16 protein-coding genes and 3 pseudogenes are annotated in these 26072 nt (G+C 40.4%); 11 read left to right on the top strand and 8 right to left on the bottom strand.

Annotation, left to right across the window (positions count from 1 at the left end; genetic code table 11):
- Positions 1-26 precede the first annotated feature (26 nt).
- Complete coding sequence (locus AB9N12_RS19320) at positions 27-4901, top strand: RecQ family ATP-dependent DNA helicase (RefSeq protein ID WP_369893707.1); 4875 nt, start codon at positions 27-29, stop codon at positions 4899-4901.
- Positions 4902-5595: 694 nt separating this feature from the next.
- Here the strand turns inward: AB9N12_RS19320 and AB9N12_RS19315 are convergent.
- On the bottom strand, positions 5596-5883 hold the full coding sequence (locus AB9N12_RS19315) for a hypothetical protein (protein WP_369893706.1): 288 nt from the start codon (positions 5881-5883) through the stop codon (positions 5596-5598).
- Positions 5884-5913: 30 nt separating this feature from the next.
- On the opposite strand from AB9N12_RS19315, the pseudogene AB9N12_RS19310 reads away from it, so the two are divergent.
- From AB9N12_RS19310 to AB9N12_RS19295, 4 genes and pseudogenes are all read left to right on the top strand, one after another.
- Positions 5914-6042 (top strand): annotated as a pseudogene (locus AB9N12_RS19310) (AAA family ATPase); the annotation flags it as partial.
- Between the two features lie 336 nt (positions 6043-6378).
- Complete coding sequence (locus AB9N12_RS19305) at positions 6379-7038, top strand: RNA polymerase subunit sigma-70 (RefSeq protein WP_369893705.1); 660 nt, start codon at positions 6379-6381, stop codon at positions 7036-7038.
- Positions 7031-7723, top strand: a complete 693-nt coding sequence (locus tag AB9N12_RS19300) for a DUF3307 domain-containing protein (RefSeq protein ID WP_369893704.1) — start codon at positions 7031-7033, stop codon at positions 7721-7723. Before AB9N12_RS19305 ends, AB9N12_RS19300 begins: the two co-directional genes overlap by 8 nt.
- Before the next feature lie 3 nt (positions 7724-7726).
- Positions 7727-10619: pseudogene (locus AB9N12_RS19295) on the top strand (DEAD/DEAH box helicase family protein).
- A 138-nt stretch (positions 10620-10757) separates the two neighbouring features.
- On the opposite strand, the gene AB9N12_RS19290 reads toward AB9N12_RS19295, so the two are convergent.
- Both AB9N12_RS19290 and dnaK read right to left on the bottom strand, forming a co-directional pair.
- Entirely contained in the window at positions 10758-12413 is a 1656-nt protein-coding gene (locus tag AB9N12_RS19290) for an IS1182 family transposase (RefSeq protein WP_369893703.1), read from the bottom strand.
- A gap of 148 nt (positions 12414-12561) precedes the next feature.
- The gene (dnaK, locus tag AB9N12_RS19285; protein ID WP_369893702.1) at positions 12562-14475 is read right to left on the bottom strand and encodes a molecular chaperone DnaK; all 1914 of its coding nucleotides are present in this window, start codon (positions 14473-14475) and stop codon (positions 12562-12564) included.
- 345 nt (positions 14476-14820) lie between these two features.
- Here dnaK and AB9N12_RS19280 point away from each other — a divergent pair, with 345 nt between their 5' ends.
- Positions 14821-16074, top strand: a complete 1254-nt coding sequence (locus tag AB9N12_RS19280; RefSeq protein WP_369893701.1) for a DUF3472 domain-containing protein — start codon at positions 14821-14823, stop codon at positions 16072-16074.
- Positions 16075-16264: 190 nt separating this feature from the next.
- Here AB9N12_RS19280 and AB9N12_RS19275 read toward each other — a convergent pair.
- Positions 16265-16612: pseudogene (locus AB9N12_RS19275) on the bottom strand (META domain-containing protein); the annotation flags it as partial.
- A 382-nt stretch (positions 16613-16994) separates the two neighbouring features.
- Here AB9N12_RS19275 and AB9N12_RS19270 point away from each other — a divergent pair.
- Genes AB9N12_RS19270 through recA form a run of 3 tightly spaced genes read left to right on the top strand, consistent with a single transcriptional unit; the run spans position 16995 to position 19736 of the window.
- Positions 16995-18188, top strand: a complete 1194-nt coding sequence (locus tag AB9N12_RS19270) for a saccharopine dehydrogenase C-terminal domain-containing protein (RefSeq protein WP_369893700.1) — start codon at positions 16995-16997, stop codon at positions 18186-18188.
- A 29-nt stretch (positions 18189-18217) separates the two neighbouring features.
- On the top strand, positions 18218-18673 hold the full coding sequence (gene bcp, locus AB9N12_RS19265; RefSeq protein WP_369893699.1) for a thioredoxin-dependent thiol peroxidase: 456 nt from the start codon (positions 18218-18220) through the stop codon (positions 18671-18673).
- A 25-nt stretch (positions 18674-18698) separates the two neighbouring features.
- On the top strand, positions 18699-19736 hold the full coding sequence (gene recA / locus AB9N12_RS19260) for a recombinase RecA (protein WP_369893698.1): 1038 nt from the start codon (positions 18699-18701) through the stop codon (positions 19734-19736).
- Between the two features lie 108 nt (positions 19737-19844).
- Here the strand turns inward: recA and AB9N12_RS19255 are convergent, their stop codons facing one another.
- From AB9N12_RS19255 to AB9N12_RS19240, 4 genes are all read right to left on the bottom strand, one after another.
- Entirely contained in the window at positions 19845-20837 is a 993-nt protein-coding gene (locus AB9N12_RS19255) for a YeiH family protein (RefSeq protein WP_369893697.1), read from the bottom strand.
- A 120-nt stretch (positions 20838-20957) separates the two neighbouring features.
- The gene (locus AB9N12_RS19250; protein ID WP_369893696.1) at positions 20958-21332 is read right to left on the bottom strand and encodes a YccF domain-containing protein; all 375 of its coding nucleotides are present in this window, start codon (positions 21330-21332) and stop codon (positions 20958-20960) included.
- A gap of 12 nt (positions 21333-21344) precedes the next feature.
- Positions 21345-21824, bottom strand: coding sequence for a hypothetical protein (locus AB9N12_RS19245; protein WP_369893695.1), 480 nt, complete (start codon positions 21822-21824; stop codon positions 21345-21347).
- A gap of 882 nt (positions 21825-22706) precedes the next feature.
- Positions 22707-23615 carry a hypothetical protein gene (locus AB9N12_RS19240; RefSeq protein ID WP_369893694.1) on the bottom strand — a complete coding sequence of 303 codons (909 nt, stop codon included), beginning with the start codon at positions 23613-23615 and terminating at the stop codon, positions 22707-22709.
- A 229-nt stretch (positions 23616-23844) separates the two neighbouring features.
- On the opposite strand from AB9N12_RS19240, the gene AB9N12_RS19235 reads away from it, so the two are divergent.
- Positions 23845-25134, top strand: coding sequence for an ATP-binding protein (locus AB9N12_RS19235; RefSeq protein ID WP_369893693.1), 1290 nt, complete (start codon positions 23845-23847; stop codon positions 25132-25134).
- Positions 25135-25165: 31 nt separating this feature from the next.
- Entirely contained in the window at positions 25166-25546 is a 381-nt protein-coding gene (locus AB9N12_RS19230) for a hypothetical protein (protein WP_369893692.1), read from the top strand.
- Positions 25547-26072 lie beyond the last annotated feature (526 nt).

The raw sequence follows: 26072 nt of genomic DNA, 5'->3' as shown, positions 1-26072 counted from the left end.
GTTCACATTATAAAACAATTTATTATATGTCAATATGGAGCAGACTCATAGGAATTAAGAAAACTGAGGATAGAAACAATGTCATCAGTAATAAAATTACACCTGTACCATTTAGTGCCCTCCACTATGCCATAATAGATGTTGAAGTTGGCCTGCAAGATCATAAAATCCATGATATAGGAGCACTCCTACACGATGGCACGACATTCCATCAAACTTCCAAAGATGAATTGTTTGATTTTCTTTGTGATACAGACTACATTTGCGGTCACAATATCATTCATCATGATGCCAAATATCTGTTCACAGACAAAACATGCCGCTGGATTTTAGTGGATACACTTTATGTCTCACCTTTATTGTTCCCGGAACGCCCTTACCATAGGCTTGTGAAAGATGATAAACTAATTAGTGAACAGATGAACAATCCGGTAAACGATTGCAAGAAAGCAAACGACTTGTTACTGGACGAAATAGCATGCTGGAATTCATTGCCGAAAGAGAAGCGCGTATTATTCGCATCGTTACTAAAGGGGCAAAAAGAGTTTGATGGATTTCTCAGCATCATAAATGCGGAGTATATCAACAAAGGAATACCTGAGCTTATCAAAAAACTGTATGCAGGAAAGATTTGCCAACATGCTGATCTTGACATGCTCATCAAACAATATCCATGCGGATTAGCGTATGCATTGGCTCTCATTGAGACTACCGATTATCGTTCCATCACTCCCGGATGGGTGCTTTACAATTATCCGGAAGTGGAATTTATTGTCAAACTCCTGCGCCACACCAGTTGCCGGGAAGGCTGTGACTACTGCAATACACAACTGGACGTGCTTCATAACTTAAAAATATTTTTCGGATATGAACGCTTCCGGACATACGAAGGTGAGCCACTGCAAGAACAAGCTGCTCAAACTGCGGTGAAAGGCAAATCGTTGCTGGCGATATTTCCTACCGGTGGTGGCAAATCACTTACCTTCCAATTGCCTGCACTCATGGCAGGACGTTCTGTACACGGGCTTACGGTTGTTATCTCCCCCTTGCAGTCCTTGATGAAAGACCAGGTAGACAACCTTGCTGACAGAGGCATCACGGATGCCGTAACCATAAATGGAATGTTAGACCCCATCACAAGAGCACTATCCATACAAAGAGTACAAGACGGAGAAGCCTCGCTTTTGTATATCTCTCCCGAAATGCTTCGTTCAAAAACCATCGAGAAAATATTAATAGCACGCCACGTTGTAAGATTTGTGATAGACGAAGCGCATTGCTTTTCTTCATGGGGCCAGGATTTCAGAGTTGACTATCTCTACATAGGTAAGTTCATCCGAGAATACCAGCAAAAGAAAAAATGCAAGAATCCAATACCCGTATCCTGCTTTACGGCTACGGCAAAACAAAAAGTAATACAAGACATCTGCGACTATTTCAAACAAACATTGAATGTGGACTTGGAATTATTCGCATCAACAGCCTCAAGAACAAATCTGCGTTATTCCGTCATACATGCCGACAATGACAATGATAAATATTTAAAGCTAAGAGAACTTGTGGCTGAATCCACTTGTCCGACCATTATTTACGTATCACGTACCAAACGAACGAAAGAACTGGCAATCCGATTAACCCGTGACGGCTATAAGGCACTTCCTTTCAATGGCAAAATGGAGTCTGATGAAAAGATTGCCAACCAAGACGCATTCATGAATGACCAAGTACCCATCATCGTGGCGACGTCCGCATTTGGTATGGGGGTCGACAAAAAAGATGTCGGTCTCGTGGTACATTATGACATTTCCGATTCACTGGAGAACTACATTCAAGAAGCAGGCAGAGCCGGTCGTGATCCCGGCCTCAGCGCACGTTGTTATGTGCTTTATAGTGACAATGATTTGGACAAACATTTTATACTACTGAACCAGACAAAACTAAGTATCAGTGAAATACAACAGGTATGGAAAGCCATAAAAGACCTTACCAGACAACGCAAGAAAGTCAGCTGTTCTGCATTGGAAATTGCCCGGCAGGCAGGATGGGACGATTCGGTGTCTGATATTGAAACTCGCGTACGAACAGCATTAGCAGCTTTGGAACAAAGTGGATACTTGATAAGAGGAAATAATGTACCTCACGTATATGCCACAGGCATCACAGTAAAGAACATGGATGAAGCCAGAAAGCGAATATCAATGTCATTACTCTTTGACCGTGACGAAATAGAAAAGGCAGTCCGAATCATCAAATCATTGATATCCCAAAAACACATATCCAAAGCTCAAAATTCAGAAGCAGAATCGCGGATTGATTATCTGGCAGATATTCTGGGAATCAGCAAAAGAGAAGTAATATCCGTAGTGGAACGAATGCGGCAAGAAGGCATATTGGCAGACAGTAAAGATATATCTGCCTATTTATTGGATGCAGGTGACTCGGAACGAAAATCGCAAACACTCCTCGAACGTTTTGCAAAACTTGAACAATATATCCTCAGCCATATTCCTGACGAGTCCTTGCGAATATCATGCAAGCAACTGAATGACAATGCAATAAACAACGGGATCAAGACATCCAAAGAAAAAGATATTCGGACACTACTCTATTTCCTCACTGTCAAAGGCTATACCCGCAAGAAAGAGGATGCAGTTCATAATATAGAAATAAGTCGTTTGGCAGACTTGGAATCAACCATCAAGCGTTTGGAAAAGCGATTGGAAATAAGTCGTTTCGCCATAGAATGGCTATACAAGATCGCCTCAGATACGGAAACAGGAGATTCACCGAATAAGGCTATCCAATTTTCTGTAGTAGAACTTCTGAATCAAATAAAATCAAGTCACCAATCCCTTTTCGGCGACCTCGATGACATTCAATTGGAAGACGTGGAAGAAGCACTTCTGTACTTATCCAAAATCGGTGCGCTAAAACTTGAAGGCGGCTTCTTGGTTCTTTATAACGCCATGAATATCCAAAGGATAAAAGACAACAAATCAAGATATAAGCAGGACGATTACCGAATGCTCAACGAATTCTACAAACAGAAGATTCAGCAAATACATATTGTGGGCGAATATGCCAATCTGATGGTGAAGGATTACAACACAGCCCTGCGATATGTCCAAGACTATTTCCAAATGGATTACAGGAAGTTTATTACAAAATACTTCAAAGGGGACAGAGTAAGCGAAATACAACGTAATTTAACACCACAGAAATACAAGCAGTTGTTCGGACAACTATCCAAACGTCAAATGGAAATTATTTCTGATAAGGATTCACATTGCATTGTGGTTGCAGCCGGACCGGGCAGCGGGAAAACACGAGTATTGGTTCACAAACTTGCCTCACTTCTGCTACTTGAAGACGTAAAACACGAACAACTTCTAATGCTGACGTTTTCAAGGGCAGCGGCTACAGAATTCAAACAGAGGCTTATGGAATTGATAGGCAATGCAGCTCATTTTATTGAAATAAAGACATTCCACTCCTATTGTTTCGACCTCTTGGGACGGATAGGAAATCTTGAAGATGCAAAAAATATCGTTGCCAAAGCAGCCGAGATGATCAGTCAAGGAGAAGTAGAGCCTAACAAAATAGGCAAGACGGTACTGGTCATAGACGAAGCGCAGGATATGGGAGTTGAAGAATCTGCACTGTTAAAAGCTCTGATGGCCAATAATGAGGAAATGCGTGTGATAGCAGTGGGAGACGATGATCAAAACATTTATGAATTCCGTGGATCTGATTCCGACTATATGTACCGGCTAACACAAGAAAGCGGAAGTAAATTTGTCGAGATGACCGAGAATTACCGCAGTGCACGCCATCCGGTGAATTTTGCCAACCAATTCTTGAGAGCCATTGACAAAAGAATAAAAAGTACGCCCATTATCTCCATGAGAAAAGAAGAGGGTTGGGTCGAAGTAACACGCCATCAATCAAAGTGCATGTATCAGCCACTCGTTGAAAAATTACTTCAACATAAAGACAAGGGTACTTCGTGTGTACTCACCCAAACAAACGAAGAGGCTGTTATCCTGATGGCCCTTTTACGGAAACATGGCATAAACAGTAAATTAATACAGTCAATGGATGGTTTACGCTTCTGGAATATAGCCGAAATAAGATATCTCCTGCGGTATATAGATAAACGAGCGAAGACACCTCTGATTCCAGAAGAATTATGGGAGGAAGCCAAACATGCCACCTTTTCTACTTATAATGGTAGTCTAAGTCTGACCTATGTAAAGCATTGTGTAGAGCAGTTCGAACAAACCAACAAAGCCAAATACCTCTGCGACTTCAAAGAGTTTGTATTTGAATCATCGGTGGAAGACTTTTGTGATGTTTCAGAAGCAGAAGTAGTGGTATCGACCATTCATAAAGCCAAGGGCAGAGAGTTTGACGACGTGTATATGCTCATATCTGATAATTATTCAAAAGATGACTATCTGATGCGCAAGTACTATGTAGGAATAACTCGTGCGAAAAACCGACTGTTTATACATACGAACGGTGACTGCTTTAATCGTTTAAGTGCAGACCGATATTTTGTCGACCAACGACAATATGATATGCCCGAAGAAATTATACTACAGCTTTCTCATAAAGATGTCTATCTAGGATTCTTCAAAGAACGTAAGCAGGAAGTTTTAGCATTGAGAGGTGGAGATTCTCTGAATTACAATGATTTCTTTTTGTTTAGCTCATCCACTAACAAACCTGTAGCAAAGTTATCATTAAAAATGCAAGAAACATTATCAGAGTGGGAAGAAAGAGGTTATAAGGTGAAATCTGCATCTGTACGGTTCGTTGTGGCATGGAAACCCAAAGATGCACCCAAAAATGAACCGGAAACAGCCGTTCTCTTAGTAGATTTGGTTCTTTCTTTGTAAGTCAAAAACAGCTGGATATTATCACATTATCACTACCTTTCTTATCACACTGGCATAATGCTATATAGCAACCATGCTCATTAAATGCACAAAGAGCCGTAAATCATCAGTTTACGGTTCCCTTCTTTAATATTTCAATCGCTTATTTATCGATTTTATTTGAGACTTCCTAAATACCACTGAGTACCCATATTCATAAAGACACATCAACGTTTTGGAAATCTATTGGCTCAGTAGAAAATTGGTGTTGCTAAATTTTGTCTTAATCTGAAAAATTGGAGATACGGTGAGGCACAAAATAATATGTATATGAATTGTTCGATCCGGTACTGAAGCAATCCGAATTCTCCTACTAATTGCAGTTAAATCTCCCACTAACTATTAAAAAGAAAAACCGCCTTCAGCCTTCAGTTCTTCACCAAAGTCCCTGTTCATCGGCGTTTGAGCCTGAAAGCACTCCTGAAAGCGAATGTGTATAACTCCGGCTCCTTCTATACTTATTTCCAACAGAGGCTCTATTATAGTAAAATAAAGCCTGCATTTCATGGTAACAGAGGCGCTGTTATAACCAAACAGAGCCTACATTTCACCTCACAATAGATAGGTCTACCGACAAGTCTGAAAAAGCTGAAAGCGCTGAAAGCACTACCCCTTGCCTACAATACCTTCCTGCAAGGGGCAATATGTTCCGCCTTCAGCCGCTATCTCCTTCTGGCAAAGCGTTTGCGGATAAAACTGAAACCGCTGAAAGCAGATTATAGTATGAAAATTCAAGATGATATATGATTAGGTCTATATTAATGCCGGAATTAAATTGTTTTGGACTATGCATGGAGTGGCGGACAGAAAATTCTTTCTTTGCAGAATTGCGAAGAGTTGGCTCTATTCCCACTAAATTTCTACTGTGCCAATCTATAGGGGTTAGTTGTGGCAAACAAAAACAAAGAACAATAAGATGTTTTGTGAATTCTGTAAAAACCATATAGATTTGTTTGTTGTTATCTTGGGATTACAAATGTGCATTAGAGATCTTCGAGCATATAAAGCCGACTTCGACAGTCACATATCCTACTATCGTGATAGGTACGGACTTGAAGCCGACCTCGTCCTGCATCTTGCGGATAGTCGTTACGCACTTATTACACCTTTTCCACATTGACCTTGGCAGCCGGCGGTGACCTTTACATTACAAGTCGAATGTTGGGGCACACCAACGTACACACAACAGAAATCTGCGTGGTTCTGACGTTTGTATGTCCCATTAAAGATTTAGCTGCCCGGTAAAACTTTTTAGAGTGAATCGAGTAGGAGGAAAACGAAGTAGTTTTCTTCCTACTTGATTATAGGTTATATTGTATATAAATTATCATTATAGACTTATTTATCTATATTCCATAATTATAGACTATTTAATCTATAATTCTTGGTGAAATAGAAGAATATTCATACCTTTGTCATCAAATTAATGAACAATAATATGTTTGCAACAATTTCAGCGGATATAGTAGCATCCACGTCCTTGTCTGTGAATGAAACTATAGGATTAAAGCAAAGGATAGAATCATTATTTGGCTTGCTAAAAGTAAGTTATCCTGATTTTGAAGGTCGCCAAATCAAAGGGGACTATATAGAGTGCGTAATGCAAAATTTATCAAACGCATTCCGGATAGCCTTTATAATCAAATCCTGCATCAAATCTTTTTCCACAGTTAAAAATGAAAAGACGAAAAATTTCCAGACATACGGAATACGGATGGCCATTGGTATCGGAGATATGAGGATAGTGGACACCGAACAAGGTATTTGGGATGGTGAGGCCATATATCTGTCAGGACGTGCGCTTGAGGAAATGAGTCCCTTGAATAAGGGAACGATGTCTGTCCAAACAAGTAAAAAGCAATTATCTGCCCCATTGCAAACCATAGCCCTACTGACCGATGCCATATTAAATGATATGACAGTACGCCAAAGTGAAGTCGTTTACTATAAATTGCTTGGTTTCAAAGAGGCAGACATTGCCAAGAAATTGGGTATATCTCAAGCCAGTGTAAACAATGCTTCTACAGCCACAAAATGGTATTGTATAGAAGAAACCATAAAATATTTTGAACAGATAAATTTTGAAGAATATGAATAGTTGGTTGTTTTTAAGTCTGCTATTGGCACATGTTACAGGCGATTTTTACCTGCAAAATGATAAATACTGTGCACAGAAAGAGGAAATGAAATTCAAAAGCTGGTTCCTGTATGTGCATTCGCTTATCATCGGTGGCGTGTCATGGGTAGTTGTTCCTATTTATGATTTCGGATTTTATGCTCTTGCCATTGCTTTTTCCCATCTGGTAATAGATGTTATCAAAACATATAGCCCCAAAGGATTATGGAATTTTGTTATTGATCAGATTGCTCATTTGTCTATACTGATTATAGTGGCGTCTTCCTTTGACACTACAACAAAGTTGCTAATCCAATCAATGGATTGCAATGGCAGTTTCTCAATACCTCTGTTCATATTGGCGATATTATTGTGCATCAAACCTGCCAATATCCTGATTAAGTTAGTCTTGAAGAAATATCAAGTTGGAGAGACATTGTCCTGTGAAAACATCAAAAATGCAGGAGCGTTGATTGGAAATTTAGAGCGTATTCTCACAATCATATTCGTTATCATTGGGCAATATGAAGCAATCGGTTTTATCATAGCCGCAAAATCCATACTTCGATTCAAAGACACGGATACTGCAAAGACAGAGTATGTCCTTGCCGGAACATTTCTGAGTTTTGGAATTGCATTGCTATGTGGTTTAATGACAACAAAATAACATATGGACAATATTCAAGAGAAATACAATGCGCTTGTCATTAAATACGATGCCCTGCTTTCTGAAAATGAAGAACTGAAGTCAATACTTTCACAGCATGGTATAGTTTATTCCTCAATCAAATGTCCTGATGAAAACGCAGCATTCTCTTCCATAATATACCCTTCAATCAAACTCTCTCTTGATGAGAAAATTGCATTATTCCGTAGCTTTTTCAAGGGGCGAGATGATGTATTTGCACGACGATGGTTCAGCAAAACCACAGAAAGGGGTGGCTATCAACCTGTCTGTATCAACGAATGGCGTAGAGGAATATGCAACAAGAAAATGCATAAATGCACAGAATGTCCCAACCGTAATTTTGCACCGTTAACAAATCAAGACATATATCGACATTTGGAAGGTAAAGATGAGAACGGATGCGATGTTATCGGCCTGTATGTTGTTACTTCCGATAATAAATGTTCTTTCTTGTGTGCTGATTTTGATGACAAAAATTGAACTCATGGATATAAGAATGATGTATTGGCGTTTATTTCCATTTGTAGAGAGTGGAGAATCCCATTCAGCATAGAGCTCACGCTCCGGCAAAGGTGCGCATGTGTGGACTTTCTTTGATGAACCTATACCAGCCTACAAAGCAAGGAAATTAGGCAATACAATTCTTACGGAAGCCATGAAGCGTAATGGGCGAATAACATTCGATTCATACGATCGCTTCTTCCCCAATCAGGATAAAGTACCGGAAGGTGGATTCGGCAATCTCATTGCATTACCATTACAAGGAAAAGCCAGAAAAGCAGGAAACAGCGTTTTTGTAGATGATCAGTTTCTTCCATTCCAGGATCAATGGGCATACCTGTACAATGTAAGAAAAATAGATGAAAGTGCCGTAGATGCATTATTGACACAACATCAGCAGGAAGATTTTGGAACATTGACCACATCTTCGGAAAGTAAACCGTGGGAAACTCCAATCATACAAAATATTACACATGAAGACTTTAACGGCAGGCTTATAATGTATAAATCCGACAAGATATATATTCCTTTAAAATCTTTTTCAGATAAAGTTACCAATCACCTGAAACATATTGCTGCGTTCAAAAATCCTGAATTTTACAGCAAACAGGCGATGCGTATTTCCACATATAATATTCCTCGTATTATCTGTCGTGCTGATTTTACCGATGAATATCTTGCAATGCCTCGGGGTTGCGAGGATGCCATCATCGACATGCTGTATTCCCTCAAGATTGATTATGAAATAGTTGATAATACAAATCATGGAAAACCTATTGTCGTAACATTCAATGGAAAGGAACGCGATGAACAGTTGGATGCCATCAATGCCCTCATGCCATATTCCAACGGAGTATTGTCTGCAACGACAGCCTTTGGAAAGACTGTTACAGCGGCAGCTCTGATTGCACGAAGAAAGACAAATACACTTATTCTGGTACACTCCAAAGCATTGCTTATGCAATGGCATGAACGTCTGTCAGAATTTCTTAACATTGATTTTACAGAAGATGAGATTCCTAAGAAACGAGGCAGGAAGAAGACTTTTTCTCCAGTCGGGTGCTTGGATTCTATCTCTAACACTTTGCATGGCGTTATTGATATAGCGCTTATGCAATCGTGTTTTGACAATGACGAAGTCAAGCCTTTTGTAAAAGAATACGGGATGGTCATTGTGGACGAGTGCCATCACGTATCTTCCATAACATTCGAGAATGTATTAAAGCACGTTATGGCATATTATGTCTATGGACTTACTGCCACACCCATTCGTAAAGATGGTTTGCAGCCTATTATCTTCATGCAATGTGGTCCGATTCGTTTTTCTACCGATACCAAGGCACAGATACAGAAGCAGTCGTTCCAGCGTTATCTTGTGCCGAGATTTACATCTTACAGACCTGTTACCGATGACAAACAATCGTTTACGGTACTATCACAATTTCTCGCTGAATCGGAAATACGGAATAATCTTATTATAGAGGATGTCCTTAATGTTGTAGCGGCAGGTCGAACACCTATAATACTTACAGCCAGAACTTCTCATGTAGAATTGCTTGCCAGAATGTTGAAGCAGCATATCGCCAACATCATACAACTCACAGGAGAAGGAACTGCAAAAAACAAGAGAGAAACTCTACAAAAATTACATGATATATCCAAAGACACCCCTCTTGTAATAGTAGCCACAGGAAAATATGTTGGAGAAGGATTTGATTATCCACGACTTGATACACTGTTTTTGGCATTGCCAATCTCATGGAAAGGATTGGTAGCACAATATGCAGGACGTTTGCACCGTGAGAATGAGAGCAAGAAAGATGTCCGTATTTACGACTATATTGATATACACGAACCTGTTTGTGAGAACATGTATCGTAAACGCCTAAAAGGATACTCTGCCATTGGTTATCGTATACTGTCAAAAGATAGTCCAACATTGTTTGATTATACAAATGACTTGAATATATCATCGTATGAAGAACAGATTTTCAATGGCAACACATTCTGCTTGACATTTATAGAAAATTTGAAAAGTTCAAGACAATCTATTGTCATATCTTCTCCAAAGCTCTATCATACAGAACGAAACACATTTGTTAAAACGATCAAAGAGCTCCATACGAGTGGTATTCAAGTGGCAATTCTCACATCGCTAGAAAGCAATCAGACGAATTATCTAAAAAGTTTGGGATTATATGTAAAGATTGTACCTAAACTATCATTATCCTCGTGCATCATAGATAAGTCCACGGTCTGGTATGGCAGTGTCAATATACTTGGCTATGTAACAAAGGAAGACAACATTATTAAAATCACAGATGGAAAACTTGCAAATGAACTACTTGATGTCATTTACGATAGCGAAAAATAGGGAAATGCAAATAAGAGATAAAAAAGTCCATAGAAAACACATAGCAACCATGAACCCTATAAATGCAAAAGAAGGTGTGTCGTAATGAACGATACGCCTTCTTTTTTTCATCACCTATAAAGAATCAGTAAACCTTCTTCAAGCTGCGCTCTTTTGAAGATTTGTTTGATAAATGTGTTCCCCCCATCTGAAAAGAGCGGGTACAAGTTTATAAAACAGTTTAATCATCCAGTCTATACCTTCTTTTCTCATTTTTGCACACATCTTTTTTATATTGAAGGCAATGGCCAAGAATGCGAAGTCCATAAAGACCTTCTCCTTTCCAAAATGGCGGAAACGTTTGTAGTTCATATTATATTTTATTTGCCCGAACACAGCTTCCGGTTCTATACATCTTTGCCCTCTGTGTTTCAGTCCTTCTTCGGAACATAGTAATTCTTTGGCTTTCTGCCTGTATTTCCTGAGTCTGTGATTCAGTTCTATTGTCCTGTTTCCCTTTGCCTTAAAACATAGACATCTCAACGGACACCCTTCACATCTGACGGCTCTGTACCTGGCATTTTCGCTTACATATCCGGATGCAGTTTTCACATGCCCGGTTCCTGTCCTCCGCATCTTTTGTCCCATGGGGCAGATGCAATAGTCATGTTCTTCATTGTAATAGAAGTTTTCGGCCTTGAACGGATTCGGTTTGAATCCGGGTCGCTGTTCCATGTGGAAGTAGTTGTATTTGACGTAGGCTTCCATATCGTTTTCAGACATGAAACGGTAATTTTCCTCAGAACCATATCCGGAGTCGGCAACCACCATATGGGCCAATCTGTCGTATCTGCCTGAAAAGGATTGCAGGAAAGGTATCATGGTCAGTGTATCCGTAGGATTGGAGAAAAGAGCGAAGTCGGTAATGAATTGGTTCTCGGTACCGATCTGAAGGTTGTAGCCGGGTTTTGTCTGCCCGTTACGCATGGCGTCCTCCTTCATCCTCATAAAAGTGGCATCCTTGTCTGTCTTGGAATAGGAGTTGCGAGCTTGCAGATTTTCCAGATGACCGTCGTATTCCTGCAGTTTATCTCTGTGTTCTTCCAGCTCCTTGAGCTGTTTGCGTTTCTTTTTCAGTGCAGTCTTTTCCTTTTTCGTGCAAGGATCGGGAGCCTGTGCAAGTGCATTACGTAATTCTCCCGCCATTTCGGTCAGCATAGTCGGAGTAAACTCTATCCCCTCATTGGTCTCTGATGATTTCTCCTGAGCGATGAACTCGTCTATCTGACCTAATAGTACATGTATTTTCTTCATCAGGCGTTCACGGTTCCGTTCGACCGTTTTTCTCCAGACGAAAGTGTACTTGTTTGCCTTGGATTCGATTTTTGTACCGTCAATGTATTCCACATTCAGGCTGATGAAACCTTTGGAAGAAAGCAGAAGTACGGTTTGGGTAAACACCTCGTTGATTTCCTTCTTCACCCGGTTGCGGAATCGGTTGATGGTAATGAAATCCGGTTTCTCGTATCCGGCCAGCCATATATAATGGATATCACGATGGAGTAGCTTTTCTATTTTCCGGCAGGAGTAGATGTTGTTCATGTAGGCATACAGAATAACCTTGAGCATCATTCGGGGATGGTAAGCACTACGGCCGCATTCCTTGTATAACTTTCTGAAACCTTCAAGATTCAGGCTTTCAACCAGAACGTCAACCATGCGAACCGGATCGTTTTCTGCAATATCCTCATCGATTCTCCCAGGAAAAAGCACTGTTTGGTTGGGAATGTAAGGACGAAAATGTATCTTTGTCATAGTGTAAATTTTATGCTTAAAGATACAAAATCTTTAGGTAATAACAAAGCCCCTGCTTGTGAAAGTCGGGGCTTTGGGCAAAAAAAGAAGGTGCGCATTTTGACACACCTTCTTTGCTTGTTGTTTATTATCTGTATCCTTATCGGAATCATTTGACCTCCTCGAAGTCAGCATCCTGAACGTTATCTCCATGCTTGCTGTTATCTTGCTGACCAGCGCCACCGTTCATATCAGGACCAGCCTGTGCTCCACCTTGTGCACCGCTCTGTGCATACATTTCAGCACTTGCAGCCTGGAAAGCAGTATTGATTTCTGCCATAGCAGTATCGATAGCAGCCAAGTCCTGTGCCTTGTGAGCATCTTTCAATTTCTGCAAAGCAGCCTCAATCGGAGCTTTCTTGTCAGCAGGCAACTTATCACCCAATTCCTTCAACTGATTTTCAGTAGAGAAAATTACGCTGTCAGCCTGATTCAGCTTGTCAATCTTTTCACGTTCTTTCTTATCTGCTTCAGCATTAGCTTCAGCTTCAGCTTTCATCTTTTCGATCTCTTCCTTGCTCAAACCGCTGGATGCTTCGATACGGATAGCCTGTTCTTTACCGGTAGCCTTATCTTTTGCTGAAACTTTCAAGATACCGTTAGCATCGATATCGAATGTAACCTCAATTTGAGGAACACCACGGCGAGCTGGAGCAATACCTGTTAAGTTGAACTGACCGATTGATTTATTCTGTGCAGCCATCGGACGTTCTCCCTGTAATACGTGGATAGTAACTTCCGTCTGGTTATCGGCGGCAGTAGAGAATGTTTCACTCTTACGAGCCGGAATTGTAGTGTTAGCATCGATCAACTTAGTCATTACGCCACCCAATGTTTCGATACCCATTGACAGCGGAGTAACATCCAACAATACTACACCCTTGATTTCGTCTGTCAAAACAGCACCCTGTACAGCAGCACCAATAGCTACTACTTCATCCGGATTCACACCTTTAGAAGGAGTCTTGCCGAAGAAATCTTCTACCAACTTCTGAACAGCCGGAATACGGGAAGAACCACCTACAAGGATTACCTCATCAATATCAGCATTGTTCAACCCTGCATCGCTCATTGCTTTCTTACAGGGTTCAAGACAAGCCTGAATCAATCCGTGAGCCAAAGATTCGAATTTTGCACGAGTCAAAGTCTTTACCAAATGCTTAGGCACACCACCTACCGGCATGATATACGGCAAGTTGATTTCTGTGCTTGTAGAAGAAGAGAGTTCAATTTTAGCTTTTTCAGCAGCTTCTTTCAGACGTTGCAAAGCCATCGGATCCTGAGTCAAGTCAGCACCTTCATCGTTCTTGAATTCCTGTACCAACCAGTTGATAATTACCTGGTCGAAATCATCACCACCCAGGTGAGTATCGCCATTTGTAGAAAGCACTTCAAATACACCACCACCAAATTCGAGGATAGAGATATCGAACGTACCACCACCAAGGTCGAATACAGCAATCTTCATATCCTTGTGAGCCTTATCCAAACCGTAAGCAAGAGCAGCGGCTGTCGGTTCGTTTACAATACGTTTTACTTCCAGACCGGCAATCTGTCCGGCTTCTTTAGTAGCCTGACGTTGAGAGTCGGAGAAATAGGCCGGAACGGTGATAACAGCTTCTGTTACCTCCTGTCCGAGATAATCTTCAGCAGTCTTCTTCATTTTCTGAAGAATCATAGCAGAGATTTCCTGCGGAGTGTACAGACGTCCGTCAATATCGACACGCGGAGTGTTATTGTCACCTTTCACAACCTTATAAGGAACACGAGTCACCTCTTTTTGTACCTGATCCCACGTTTCACCCATGAAACGTTTGATAGAGAAGATTGTACGTGTAGGATTCGTAATAGCCTGACGTTTTGCAGGATCACCCACCTTACGTTCACCGCCATCTACGAAAGCGACAACAGAAGGAGTCGTACGTTTACCTTCACTGTTTGCAATTACTACAGGTTCGTTACCTTCGAATACGGCAACACAAGAATTCGTAGTTCCTAAGTCAATACCAATAATTTTTCCCATGATCGTTATTTTTTTATTTATTATTATTCAATGTTTTTTTGTCCGATTGTTTCTGCCCTCCTGCTAAGAAGCTTCGTCTCGAACGGACGCTTATTAAAAAGCAAACCGTGTGCCAAAAGGGAATTATATGATTGCATGACATAATATCTGCCAAAACGACAGTTTTAATAAACTTTCTTGCCATGATAGCCATAAAGAGAGTTATTCAGCAATTGACACTAAAAAATACGATCTATTCCGGTTCGATAAAAAGAATTAATTCTTAACTTTGCAATATTACACTGTAAAACAACGAGCTATTTATTAATATCGAAGTTATATATAAAATCAATTAATGACATCCACATGAAAAATTTATGTTTACTTGCATTACTACTATGCACTACCGTATTTGCACAACCTCAACAACTTGTTGTAGGAGTTTCCGGTAATGGCTATGTAACCCGGCAGCAAAATGGTGCACGAATAACACAAAAGGGAATTACACATTGGACAAATCCGAAAAGTATCGTTAGTATTTACTTCTATTTGCATCAACCGACAACGGCCGATTTGTCACTGTATGCCAAAGGACATTCCGAAATCAAAGTCAGTTATGGAAAAAAGAGTTTCAAAGTCAATCTGCAATCTGATGATTTCACCAAAGTTCCTGTAGGGAGTATCGATATACGACAGGCAGGATATGCTCGTATAGACTTACAAGGAGTCTCCAAAAGTGGCGAGAGTTTCGGAGAAATCAAGCAATTGATAGCAGACAATGTTACAGGTAAAAGTAATTATGTGAAAGACTTCTCTGACTATTGGGGACGCCGTGGTCCTTCCGTCCATTTGGGATACGCGCTACCTGAAGGTGACACTGAATGGTTCTATAATGAAGTCACAGTCCCCAAAGAAGGCGAAACAATGCATAGCTATTACATGGCAGCCGGCTTCGGGGAAGGCTATTTCGGGATGCAATACAACTCCCCGACAGAACGCCGTGTTCTTTTCTCGGTATGGAGTCCTTTTGATACACAAAATCCCAAAGATATTCCAGATGACCAAAAGATTAAACTATTACGCCAAGGCAAAAATGTACACATCGGAGAGTTTGGTAACGAAGGCTCAGGCGGACAAAGTTATCTGAAATATCCCTGGAAAGCCGGTAATACATACAAATTTCTGATGCAAGTCAGACCGGACGGGAATGGTAATACGACCTATACTGCCTATTTCTATGCAACCGATGAAAAAGAATGGAAACTAATAGCCAGTTTCTTACGCCCCAAGACCAACACATGGTATAAACGTCCTCACAGCTTCCTTGAGAATTTCAATCCGGAACAAGGATATTTGTCACGTGAAGTCATCTTCGGCAATCAATGGGCACGCAGTAAAGAAGGTAAATGGTCCCGACTCACTAACGCTACCTTTACACACGATGCAACAGGAAGTGCCCAAGTCCGTCTCGACTATCAAGGTGGTAATACTAAAGACAATCGGTTTTATCTGAAAATGGGAGGCTTCTTTAACGAATCCGTTCCAATGGGAACAAAGCTATATTGCAAGCCAACAGGTAAAGAACCGGAAATTGATTGGGACGCATTGCAACAATTGTAACAATCAGCTTCCACTCTTAATTACCAACGTTCATAAAGCTGAAAGAGACTGTTTAACAGGTATCAGTAATTAAAAGCCACCCCTGCCAAAGCATATTCTGGCAGGGGTGAAATCGTTAAAATAGGGCTTGTTAGACAGCCTCTTTATAAATATCAGACTTTATGGATACAGTCTCTCCTATTTCTAATAATCACTTTTTCTCTAATACAATAACCAATGTATTATTAGCATCATATAACCCAATACCACCTCCTGCCAATACATCGAATGACTTTACTTCATTCAACGCTTTCAGCACCTTACTTTCTGTCTCCATGTCAGGACAAGCCATCATCGTACTTGCCACTCCCGGGAAGGAAATGCATTTGGCATTACTTGCACTAGTTTCAAAACCTCCATTAATCAGATTACATCCGGCATTGCCATGAATTGTCTTTTTCTTCACATCAAAAGCAATAAAAGGTTGGTTTTCCATTCCGGAAGGAATTGCCTTACCATTCACTTCTTTTATTTTCCATTCACCATTGATAGATGACAGGGAAATTGCCTTCTCAACCGAACGACACGAAGACACCGCAAGTGCTGCACCGGCAATGCAGATTAAAACAAATACTTTCTTCATAATTGTTATAACGTTTAAGTTAAAATCGGAGACAAAGATATCAAAAGATTGAGAAATAACATCCAATACAACATAAAATATATACATTTGTCGGTAAATATACAACAACCGAACAATTTACATAGCTCACTTAAAACGAAACTTGGTTCTATTATGGCAAAACGCAGGAATTTGAGCGGTATCTTGCAACATTATAAATAAAAGAAGTAGCTATGAATGATTATCTGAAAATAATCACGTATATTTGCAAAGCTAACAATTCCAATATTCTTAATATTTTAAATTCGCAATTAACGAAATGGGTAGAGTTCTTATTATTGGTGCAGGCGGTGTTGGTACTGTCGTTGCACACAAAGTGGCACAAAATGCCGATGTATTTACAGATATCATGATTGCCAGCCGTACGAAAGAGAAATGCGATAAAATCGTCGAGGCAATAGGTAACCCCAATATAAAAACAGCTAAAGTCGATGCAGACAATGTAGATGAGCTGGTAGCCTTATTCAACGATTTCAAACCGGAAATGGTGATTAATGTGGCTCTCCCCTATCAGGATCTGACTATTATGGAAGCTTGCCTGAAAGCCGGAGTGAACTACCTGGACACCGCTAACTACGAGCCGAAGGATGAAGCTCATTTTGAATACAGCTGGCAATGGGCTTATCACGATCGCTTCAAAGAAGCAGGTCTGACAGCTATCCTCGGTTGCGGATTCGACCCGGGAGTAAGTGGCATCTATACCGCTTATGCAGCTAAACATTATTTTGATAAGATTCAATATCTGGATATCGTAGACTGTAATGCGGGCAACCATCATAAGGCATTTGCTACGAACTTCAATCCAGAAATCAACATCCGCGAAATTACGCAGAACGGACGCTATTATGAAAATGGCAAATGGGTAACTACCGGTCCGCTGGAAATACATAAATCCCTGACATACCCGAACATTGGTCCCCGTGACTCTTATCTTCTTTATCACGAAGAACTGGAGTCATTGGTGAAACATTACCCGACCATCAAACGTGCACGTTTCTGGATGACTTTCGGACAAGAGTATTTAACTCACTTACGCGTTATCCAAAACATCGGTATGGCACGGATTGACGAGGTTGATTACAACGGAGTGAAGATTGTGCCGCTGCAATTCTTGAAAGCCGTATTGCCTAACCCTCAGGATTTAGGAGCAAACTACGAAGGAGAAACCTCCATCGGTTGTCGCATCCGCGGTTTGAAAGATGGTAAGGAACGTACTTATTATGTATATAACAACTGTAGCCACCAGGAAGCTTACCGTGAAACAGGTATGCAAGGAGTGAGCTACACCACCGGAGTTCCGGCAATGATCGGAGCCATGATGTTCTTCAAAGGTGAATGGAAGCGTCCCGGTGTAAACAACGTAGAAGAATTCAATCCGGATCCGTTTATGGAGCAGCTCAACAAACAAGGTCTTCCTTGGCATGAAGAGTTCGATAAAAATCTGGAATTATAAGAGTAGACCTATTCATTAAAAAGATAATTATGATAAATGTAGGAGATAAAGTACCGGAAGTCTTGGGCATCAATGAAAAAGGTGAAGAAATCCGTATAAGCGCTTATAAAGGAAAAAAGGTTGTGTTGTACTTCTACCCGAAGGACAGTACGTCAGGTTGCACCGCACAAGCGTGTAACCTGCGCGACAACTATTCCGAATTACGTAAAGCCGGCTATGAAGTAATCGGTGTCAGTGTAGACAACGAAAAGTCGCACCAAAAATTTATCGAGAAGAACAATCTTCCTTTTACCCTGATTGCTGACACTGACAAAAAGTTAGTGGAAGAGTTTGGCGTATGGGGAGAAAAGAAATTGTACGGACGTGCTTACATGGGCACTTTCCGCACTACTTTCCTGATTAATGAAGAGGGAATCGTAGAACGGATTATCACTCCTAAAGAAGTAAAGACCAAAGAACATGCCTCACAGATTTTAAATCAATAACTCCATTAATTATATAAGATAAGGTATGGCAAAGAAAGATGAACTTAATTTTGAAACAGATAATAAAATGGCATCAAGCGAAAAACTAAAAGCCTTACAGGCTGCCATGGAAAAGATAGAAAAGAGCTTCGGTAAAGGTTCTATCATGAAAATGGGTGATGATAGTGTTGAACAAGTAGAAGTAATCCCGACAGGCTCTATCGCCTTGAACGTGGCACTTGGCGTTGGAGGTTACCCCAGAGGTAGAATCATCGAAATCTATGGCCCGGAATCATCCGGTAAAACGACATTGGCCATCCACGCCATTGCTGAAGCACAAAAGGCCGGTGGTATCGCAGCTTTCATTGATGCCGAGCACGCTTTCGATCGTTTCTACGCATCCAAACTGGGAGTAAATATTGATGATCTCTATATCTCTCAACCGGACAATGGAGAACAGGCTTTAGAGATAGCAGAGCAACTGATTCGTTCTTCTGCTATCGACATCATCGTTATTGACTCTGTAGCCGCACTGACTCCTAAAGCTGAAATAGAAGGTGACATGGGTGACAATAAGGTAGGTCTTCAGGCACGTTTGATGTCGCAGGCACTTCGTAAGTTGACAGCTGCAGTGAGCAAGACACGTACGACTTGTATTTTCATTAACCAGTTGCGTGAAAAGATCGGTGTTATGTTCGGTAACCCGGAAACGACGACCGGTGGTAATGCTTTGAAGTTCTATGCTTCCGTACGTTTGGATATCCGTGGTAGCCAACCCATCAAAGATGGTGAAGAGATTCTTGGTAAACTGACCAAAGTGAAAGTGGTGAAGAACAAAGTAGCACCTCCTTTCCGTAAAGCAGAATTCGATATCATGTTCGGTGAAGGTATCTCCCACTCCGGAGAGATCATCGACCTGGGTGCCGACTTGGGAATCATCAAGAAGAGTGGTTCATGGTATAGCTACAACGACACCAAGCTAGGACAAGGACGCGATGCTGCCAAACAATGTATCGCAGATAACCCTGAACTTGCAGAAGAACTGGAAGGTCTGATTTTCGAAGCATTGAAGAAAAAAGAATAACAGACACTGTCTTTTTGAGGCAGAACTGTACTCATAGAAAAGTGGGAGAATATCGCATTACACGAATATTCTCCCACTTTTCTATATCTATTTATTTGAATTCTCTTTTTATACAAAATAAATATAAGCCAACGTACTCAAGCTAATCACTATCCAAAGCAAGACTCCCTGCACCAATGGCTTGATCCCAACAGCCTTTAACACATCCATAGAAAGAGAAGCTCCGATAAAGAACATAGTAATCGTCAAAGTCTTACGGGCAATACCGTTGATAGCTGCCCCTAATTGCGGAACTCCATCCAACAAATAAGTATTCACCACCATTGCCAATACAAAAAAGAAGATAAACCAGGGAATGCTGATCTTTTGTCCTTTGCTCTTAAAAACAAATGAAGTAGCAAAAGCCACAGGTATTATCCAAAGAGCACGAGTCAGTTTGATAGTGGTAGCTACCTTCAAGGCTTCTTCACCGTACGCAGCTCCGGCACCGACCACCGAACTGGTATCATGAATGGCAATCGCCGCCCATGTTCCGAACTGTTGTTGATCCATATTCAACGCATGACCAATGGCAGGAAAGATGAAAAGTGCAATAGCATTCAAGATAAAGATTGTACCTAATGCCACAGACATTTCACTGTCCTTCGCTTTCAACACCGGTCCCACAGCTGCGATAGCACTACCACCACAGATAGCGGTCCCCGAGCTGATAAGATAGGCAGTATTCCGGTCTATTTTAAACAACTTACGTCCGATGAACCAGCCAATCACCAATGTTCCGATTACCGAAATGACCGTAAATTCCATACCTTCCTTTCCTGAAGCCAAAGCAGAATGAAGATTCATACCGAATCCCAACCCTACTACTGAATACTGCAACAGATATTTCGATGCTTTCTTATTAAACTTTGGATGTGCTTGTCCGCAGGTTAATGCAAAAATAAGTCCGAGGAACAAAGCAACCGGAGGAGTAACCCAAACCGACCATGCTTCCAATCCCGGAATATAGTCTAAAAACAGGAAGAAAGTCAGAGTGGAAAGCAGTACGACATAAATCATTTTATTATTTGCCTGCAAAGTTTTTGTAACTGTTGAAATCATATCTTTTTATCTTTAATTGTTTTCCGGGTGCAAAGGTATGGTAAACAATCAAGACCCGCTAATAGTTTCTAATTATGTATTATAACTTTTAGTTATAGACATACTCTCCCCCAACTACTCTTACACTGTTACAATGTCTTTCCCGAAAGGTGACAGTGACAAAGCCGCCAACTTGAAGTGTTGCAATCCAAAAGGGATTCCAATAATGGTAATGCACAATATAACCCCAAAAGCCAAATGGGACAGGCAGATCCAAATGCCTCCCAGAAATATCCACAGGATATTCATCAAGATATAGAGGCAACCACCGGAACGGGTTCCACTTCTGACTTCCTTACCGAAAGGCCATAAAGCAAGTCCGGCCAACTTCAAGGTTTGCATACCAAAAGGAATGCCGATAATGGTCAGCATCATCAATAAACTCGAAATGAGGTATTCAACGGCAGTAAAGATACCACCAAGCAACAGCCACAATAGATTCATAAAACAGCCCATATATAAATTGTATTAATTATTATTCTCCAACATTATCACCCATTTCCAGATGGGAATCACTTCTATAATAAACCCCTCCTGTTCAAACGTACGCTCTTCATTACGAGTCACAATTTGTAACTTCTCCGCCTTTAAGAACTTTGCCGTTTTCAGAAGCCCATTTACTTCACGGGTAAAAGTTTGAGCATCAGAAATATTATATGATGTTTGAACAAGCCATTTCTTATCAGGGATATAAAAATCAACTTCTACATTCTGATTATAAAAACATAGCTCCTTTCCGACCATTCTATACAAAGAGACAGCCACTAAATTCTCCAACAACAAAGTTTCCGGATTAAAGATAAACAGATTCAAAATACCATTATCAATAAAATAATATTTCCGGTTACTCTCTCTTTCTGCAAAACGAGCTGCATAATTCTCAATACTGAATATCAGCCAAGTTTCTTCCAAATATCTCACATAATCAATAACTGTTCGTACTCCCACACTCTCTCCCGCTGAAGAAACTATATTTTTAAGTCGATTGTAAGAAGAGGGTTGCATGACACTTTCCGCAAGTTTCTTCACCAACAAATTCATCGAATCTGAATTACGAAGTGCATAGCGGGCTACTAAATCACCAAAGAATATTTTCTGATAAAGGACATTCTATAAATGTTATATCCTTCACAAACTCTTGGTTCTCACCGATTATCTGCTTTATTTGTTCCTTGTCCATATCAGATATTATTTGTTATATGAAACACAAATATATTATTTTTGTTTCATATAACAAATAAAATAAAGATTCAAAATGTGATGCCCGTGTTGAATGAAAGATCCGTGCGGTTTAAGGGAAAATAATTAAGGATTAGTATATATTCTCGGATTTACTTGTTACCTTTGTGGTATAAACAGCGTAAATGAGTAAATGTTTTTACGTGAAAAAATACTGAAGGAGGGCATTTATGTATGACAATACCCAGAGATTCCTTGGAAACATGTGATGGGAATACGTGATATAATATTCATCATTATTTTGACGTAGATGCTGATGAAATCTATCGTATTTGTAAAGAGGATATCATACCTCTGCACCAGATGATAAAGAATAGTCTCATTTGCATCATGGCTATGTCTATATTCAGCATTCCTGGGTAGCTTAATATTGAACATGGACTATTTGAAGATATATTTCCATTCCCCAATTATTTTTTGCCACTTTGTCAATGTGAGTCTGCGATTTTCATTTGTTCTCATAGCCCGTGAATTGTGAAGCTGATTGTAATTATCATCATTGTGATAAAGTATTACCTTTGAGACTAAGATATCATGAGTAGGTACATCCCTGTGTTGAGATATTGATAATGGTTAGCCTATATTCGTTTACTACCGTTTTTGTAGCGAGTAATCATAATAATTGTCGCAATGACCGCGAACGAATGCGGTTGCTTTGCTGGTCGGATATTGACTCATCAGTGTCTTGAAATTCATCATTTCAAATTGAGCCTGTGCCGCCTGCTCGGGATCGGTGAATTCAGACAAAGCTTGTTTCATTAACGCATCAACCTTTTTGTAGGCTTTCCGGGCAAATGCGTTTTCCTTGAAACCATCTCGACAACTTGAATCAAACCACTTCCAATGCCAATCGTCCTCTGACTCGTAGCCCAAATTATAACCATATTCAGTGAGATACCAACATTTGCCGAAAGAATTACGAAGTCCGATGGCATAGCGTATCTTTGCGTTGGCTTTTCTATTGACTTCCGCATCAGAACTCATTAAGTTCTCAAGTTGCAGCATCTTCTGTGCAAATCGTAGTCTGTAACCACTTGAATCCGCGATATAGTGCTTTTTATCAAACTGATAACGGAATGGGTCGAGTTTGAAATATCCCTCCTTTGCAATATTAGTACGACTTTGGTAGTCTTTGGAAACTTTTGAAAGCCATTTAACAGCCATCTCATAGTTCATTTCGCGTAAAAACAGGGTGCCGACAATGTCATAGATGTAATCAGTATCGACATAACCTCTTACGTTTAGGAATCTATCTAAGTCTTCTTTGTCATCCCACCCGTAATGATGTGCCTCAAACAATGGAGCCAACTGATAGATGCGGTTTGTGGTATAATTAGCCAACTGAAGAGCCAATGTAGTATTCCCGGATTTCTCGATTTTAGGGCACACTTCACCAAGAAGCACTTTGCGGGCGACATCCCGCCAATAATAGAATGAGTAATTCATTTCATTGTCGTATTGCCATTCATTTTCAGATTTGAGTTCAACATCACGCTTCATACACTCATCGAGCCATTTCAAATCTCGCAAGAACAACGAATAGCTTGCCACAAAAACACCAAATAAAACACCTCAATAATCTAAAACGAGGCACATCAAATATGTAAAATAGAATTTCTCAAAAAGTATAAATAAAAATCATCAAAAAAGTAAATAGGTTTTGTTATTTGATTGAAAATGACGAACTTTGCAGCCAGAAACAATAATATTTATACAGTAGAAAACAAATATGAAATATTTGCAAAGGATTTTTGACGTGCTGTTGAAAGCGCACCTCAACGCAATGGGAGCAGTGCTGATAGAGGGTCCCAAATGGTGCGGAAAGACTACTACTGCCGCTCAGTATGCACGTAGTATCATCAGCCTTCAGAATACCGACCATCGCGAGGAATATTTGGCTACAGCAGCAACAAAACCTTCATTTCTATTGGAAGGCGATGTGCCACGTCTCATTGACGAATGGCAAGATGCCCCTATGCTATGGGATGCTGTAAGAACTAAGGTTGACGAACGAGGACTGCCAGGACAATTCATACTAACCGGTTCAAATGCTGTTGACAATAGCAAAATACATCACAGTGGCACTGGTCGCATTTCGCGAATGGAAATGCTTCCAATGAGTTTGTGGGAGTATGGCGAGTCAAATGGCTCAGTTTCACTCATGGATATGTTTGATAATCCAGAGAAAGAAATCTTCGCTCAATCGGAACTGACAATGGAAGAGATCATCTTTTCGGCATGCAGAGGCGGATGGCCAGCAACGTTAAACCTTAAGGACAACAAGGCGAAGTTGCTTGTTGCTAAAGAATATATCAAATCAGTTTATAAAAATGATATCTCACGCATTGATGGTGTTAAGCGAAATCAAAAGCTTACGCGCATGATACTGAAGTCGTATGCCAGAAACATATCGACGTTGGCAAAAAGCACTTCCATTCTCAGTGATGTGACAGCTGCAGACAACATAGAATGCAGCCGACCAACATTTGAAAGTTATATCGAAGCGTTAGAAAAGCTTTTCGTTATCATGGACATTGAGGCATGGTGTCCAGCGATACGCAGCAAGACAGTTGTACAAAGTCGTCCCAAACGCGCTTTTTGTGATCCATCTATTGCTGTTGCGGCTCTTGACCTGACTCCCGAGGCTTTAATGACGCAACTGAAAACCTTTGGCTTTATCTTTGAACAGATGTGCGCCCGTGATCTCAGAGTCTATTCTGCTGCTTATGATGGTGCACTATCCTATTATCGTGACCGTTATGGACTAGAAGCAGACCTCGTCTTGCATCTTTCGGATGGACGCTATGCACTTATTGAGTGCAAGCTGGGCAGTCGTGAGATTAATGATGGTGCCGCACATCTATTGCAACTCAAACGACTCATACAAGAATATAACGAGAAAGAGAAACAGGTTCCTCTGCGTGAACCCGACCTTCTTATTGTCATGACAGGAGGTAGTATGGCCTACACTCGCCCAGACGGAGTAAAGGTTATCCCACTGGCATGTCTGAAGGATTAAGCATATTATCTATTCAAAGAATTATTGAAGTATGATTCAAAGAAATACTTGGAACGAATACTCATACGAACTGAAGCAATTTTTGTGTGACGTAGCAAAATCACGATGGGCAAGATACTTGTTCTACCCATTAGGAGCATTTGTTGCTATCATGTACACAACAGGTCAAGCGGGAACTCGCCATTATACGTTCTTCAGCCTGACCTGTGAATTTGTAGGTTGCATAGCAGTTATCATATTAGGCACCGTGGTCATCCAGACTTGTGTATTCTCTGTTGACTATCCATACGACAGGCTAAGGAAAAGAAACAAAGAGAGGGATAACCAAAGGATTATAGCTACATTCCGGAAAGAGTATGACAAAGAAACGGAGCTTCGCATACAAAGAGATAACGAGTTGGTTCGTCGCTAGGTTGTCCTAGAATGTCACAATCAGCAGAAGATTCAACTGGACGAGATCCGCAAGAAGCAAAAAGAAGAAATGGAAATTCTTCAAGGTAAACTCGATCAGAAAAAGATAGAATTAGAGACATGCAAGAAAAATTACGAGCAGGATTATCAGGACTTCCAGAATACTCATCTAGAATCAAAAGAAAATTACTGAACAAGGATGGATGGAATAGAAAATTATTTTCAGCATATTGTCAGGCGATTATCAGAAAAAGACCTATTCAATCTTATCTCATTTTGCTCAACCTCCGGGCTGGGCTTTTTTATAACCTCTACACGATATAACAAAATCCTATTGATATTAGGTCTAAAATTGCAATTTTTAGGTATCATTCGGGCGACATTTACAAAATCATTTTGGTTTCTGCAAATATTTTAAACTTTTCTACTTATATTTCATATAAATTTATCACTTCTGTACCACTTTTTACCTTACTGAAAGCCCCAAAGTGGGTTTAGGCGGGTGGAGTGCATATTACATAAAAGGC

Source organism: Bacteroides sp. AN502(2024), assembly GCF_041227145.1.
GTDB lineage: Bacteria > Bacteroidota > Bacteroidia > Bacteroidales > Bacteroidaceae > Bacteroides.
This window is presented reverse-complemented; position numbering and strand designations above follow the sequence as displayed.